The 3804-nt window shown below is 59.0% G+C and carries 3 protein-coding genes; all 3 read right to left on the bottom strand.

Annotation, left to right across the window (positions count from 1 at the left end):
* Positions 1–291: 291 nt before the first annotated feature.
* Positions 292–615 (bottom strand): ferredoxin FdxA, encoded by a 324-nt coding sequence (gene fdxA / locus FEM54_RS26995; RefSeq protein ID WP_003208688.1) that lies wholly within the window; start codon positions 613–615, stop codon positions 292–294.
* A 142-nt stretch (positions 616–757) separates the two neighbouring features.
* Positions 758–3349 (bottom strand): DNA mismatch repair protein MutS, encoded by a 2592-nt coding sequence (mutS, locus tag FEM54_RS27000; protein WP_017137051.1) that lies wholly within the window; start codon positions 3347–3349, stop codon positions 758–760.
* Between the two features lie 274 nt (positions 3350–3623).
* Positions 3624–3804 (bottom strand): DUF3077 domain-containing protein (locus tag FEM54_RS27005; protein ID WP_138453700.1); only part of this gene is annotated, 181 nt, incomplete at its 5' end.

Consider the following 3804-nt stretch of genomic DNA (forward strand, 5'->3'; position numbering starts at 1 on the left):
CTTGAATGGGCGTTCAAGTCTGCCAGCCGATCACTTGGATCCCATTGAACTTCCCTCGGAACTCTCTAAGATCAGCCCTGTGTCCACGGATTGGCACAGCCATCAAGGAACGATGGTTGAAGGAACGTCGCAGGATGCGATTCATCAGGATGATGAAAAGGAATACAGGGACTAGGGAAAAAATGTGGGCGGGTCATACCGCCCCTTTTTTTGCCTGCAGAAAAGTGAAACCGACCACCCAGAAACGCAAAAAGGCCCGCAAGGGGCCTTTTTTATTGGGCGGCGGCGCTTTCAGCGCTCGAGGTCTGCAATCTTACCTTTCTTGCCATCCCACTCCGCTGCATCAGGCATCGGATCTTTGCGCTCAGTGATGTTCGGCCAGATTTCCGCCAGCTCGACGTTCAACTGAATGAATTCCTGCATCTCTGCCGGGACTTCGTCCTCGGAGAAAATAGCGACGGCCGGGCATTCTGGTTCACACAGGGCGCAGTCGATGCACTCATCCGGGTGGATAACCAGGAAGTTCGGGCCTTCGTAGAAGCAGTCCACCGGACACACTTCGACGCAGTCGGTGTACTTGCACTTGATGCAGTTGTCGGTAACGACGAAGGTCATTTCTAATTCTCTCCTCAGGCGGCGGCAGCGAAACCCTTTGTGGCAGGGCTCGCGAGGTTCGGGAGCGATAGTCTGCAGGCCAGGCTAATAACCCGCAGCATCCCAAACCGCGCGAGAGTCTACCAGCTTGCAAGCCTGTGCGTTATATCCGAACTTGCAGTGCATATAACATTTCGAGCGCTTTACGCGGCGTCAAACCGTCCAGGTCAAGCTTTGCCAACTCATCCAGCACCGGATGGGGCAGGCTGGCGAACATATCACTCTGGTGCGGTGCGCTGGGTTTGGCGCTGGTTTTGGCCACGCTTGCCACCGGAATCTCATGGGGCAGGGCGGTTTCTTCCAGTCGGCTCAAGTGTTCGCGGGCACGGCTGATGACTTGTGCGGGAACCCCCGCCAACTGCGCCACGGCCAAGCCGTAACTCTGGCTCGCCGGCCCCGGCAGCACGTGGTGCAGGAACACGATGCGCTCGTTGTGCTCAGTGGCATTGAGGTGCACGTTGGCCACCAGCGGCTCGCTCTCGGGCAATACCGTCAGCTCGAAATAGTGCGTGGCGAACAGCGTATAGGCGCGCAAGTGCGCCAAACGCTCGGCCGCCGCCCACGCCAGCGACAGACCATCGAAGGTGCTGGTGCCGCGTCCCACTTCGTCCATCAGCACCAGACTGCGTTCGGTGGCGTTATGCAGGATGTTGGCGGTTTCGCTCATTTCCACCATAAAGGTCGAACGCCCACCGGCCAGGTCATCACTGGAACCGATCCGCGTGAAAATGCGGTCCACCAGCGACAACTCGCAACTGGCTGCCGGCACAAAGCTGCCGATATGCGCCAGCAACACGATCAAGGCGGTCTGGCGCATGTAGGTGGATTTACCACCCATGTTGGGACCTGTGATCACCAGCATGCGCGTGTCGTCATCCAGCGACAGGTCGTTGGCCACGAACGGCGTGGTCAACACCTGCTCCACCACCGGGTGACGCCCCTGCACGATACGCATGCACGGCTCACTGACAAACCGCGGGCAGTTCAGGTCAAGGTTCAGCGCACGCTCGGCCAGGTTGCTCAGCACATCCAGTTCCGCCAAGGCGGCGGCGGTGTCTTGCAGCGGCGCCAGGCGGCTGATCAGATCTTCGAGCAACGCTTCATACAGCATCTTTTCGCGCGCCAGGGCACGGCTCTTGGCCGACAGGGCCTTGTCTTCGAACTCTTTAAGCTCCGGCGTAATGAAACGCTCGGCGCCTTTAAGGGTTTGGCGACGCTGATAATCAATCGGCGCCGACTCGGCCTGTTTGCTCGGCAACTCAATAAAATAGCCGTGTACGCGGTTGTAGCCGACCTTCAAGTTGGCCAGGCCGGTGCGGGCTTTTTCGCGGGCTTCCAGGTCAATCAGGAACTGCCCGGCGTTTTCGCTCAGCGATTGCAGCTCGTCCAGCTCGCTGTCGTAACCGGTTTTAAGCACGCCGCCGTCACGGATAATCGCCGGCGGGTTGTCGATAATGGCTTTTTCCAGCAGCGCCGCGAGGTCCGGGTAAGTGCCGGCCGTTACGGCGAGTTGTTGCAGGTGCGGCGTGTCCAGTTCGGTCATGGCCACTTGCAGCTGCGGCAGCGCGCTCAACGCATCGCGCAGGCGCGCCAGGTCACGTGGCCGCGCATTGCGCAGGCCGATCCGCGCCAGAATGCGCTCGATATCACCGATTTCTTTAAGCTGCGGCTGCAGGTTCTCAAAGCGATAGCGATCCAGCAGGCAAGTAATAGAGGTCTGGCGCGCTTGCAGCACGGTCAAGTCGCGCAGTGGGCGGTTCAACCAACGGGTCAGCAAACGGCTGCCCATGGCCGTCTGGCAACGGTCGACCACCGATTGCAGCGTGTTATCGCGGCCACCGGCCAGGTTGGTGTCCAGCTCCAGGTTGCGACGGCTGGCGCCATCGAGCACCACAGTGTCATCCAGGCGCTCATGGCGCAGGCTGCGCAAATGCGGCAGGGCGGTGCGCTGGGTTTCCTTGGCATAGCTGAGCAAGCAACCGGCAGCGCCGATGGCCAGGGTCAAGGTCTCGCAGCCGAAGCCTTTAAGGTCCTGCACCGAGAACTGCTGGCACAGGCTTTTTAGCGCTGTATCGCGCTCAAAATCCCACGGCGCACGCCGCTTGGTCCCACGGCGTTTTTCCGCCGGCAGATCCTTTGGCCAATCATCCGGAATCAACAACTCCACCGGATTGATACGCTCCAGCTCCGCCAGCAGGTTCTCCCAGCCCTTGATCTCCAGCACGCTGAAGTTGCCGCTGGTGATATCCAGCACCGACAGGCCAAACAAACGCTCATCGCCCAACACCGCCGCGATCAGATTGTCACGACGCTCATCCAGCAACGCCTCATCACTCACCGTGCCCGGCGTGATAATGCGCACCACCTGACGTTCCACCGGCCCTTTGCTGGTCGCCGGGTCGCCGATCTGCTCACAGATCACTACCGACTCGCCCAGCTTCACCAGCTTGACCAGATAACCTTCCAACGAATGGTAAGGAATCCCACACATCGGAATCGACTGCCCCGCCGACTGCCCGCGCGCGGTCAGGGTGATGTCCAGCAGCTTGGCGGCCTTCTTCGCGTCTTCGTAGAAGATCTCGTAGAAATCGCCCATGCGATAGAACATCAACTGATCAGGGTGCTGGTTTTTGAGGCGCCAGTACTGCTGCATCATTGGAGTGTGGGAGGACAGATCGGAGGTGTTTTTACTCATCAGATAGTTAGCAAATTCGTTAAAAGGAGTGGGGCAAAGATGGGGCACTTGGCCCTGCTAATTTTGCGATGGCGGCAAGGTTAACACGCGAGGTCTAGGGTTCGCAGGTCACAAACAGCCAGGTAAAACCCAAAAATGGCGCAGCGCCCAATGGCCATCACTCTCAAGAATGAACACCGAACCTGTGGCGAGCTACCTCGCCACAGGTTAGCGGTGCTTGAGCTATCTCTTGAGTGATCGGAATCAGGCGCCGCACCGGTTTTTCACTCGCCCCTTACTGAAGGTTACCGGGCGAATCCAACACCTTCACCACATCATCAACCACCGCCTTGACCATCTCCTGCAAGTAATGCGACGCCCAAGCGTAACGGTCCGTTTCCTTGGTCATCGCCGCATCTTCGGCGAGTTGTTTGGCGACGTGGAGGAGGTCCGAGGCGTGGTTTAAGGCTTCGTGC

This window comes from Pseudomonas edaphica (genome assembly GCF_005863185.1).
In the GTDB taxonomy this organism is placed as follows: Bacteria; Pseudomonadota; Gammaproteobacteria; order Pseudomonadales; family Pseudomonadaceae; genus Aquipseudomonas; species Aquipseudomonas edaphica.

Bases quoted from the DNA above. Each gene is read 5' to 3' on its own strand.
- fdxA (WP_003208688.1), bottom strand. From the start codon at position 615: ATGACCTTCGTCGTTACCGACAACTGCATCAAGTGCAAGTACACCGAC.
- mutS (WP_017137051.1), bottom strand. From the start codon at position 3,349: ATGAGTAAAAACACCTCCGATCTGTCCTCCCACACTCCAATGATGCAG.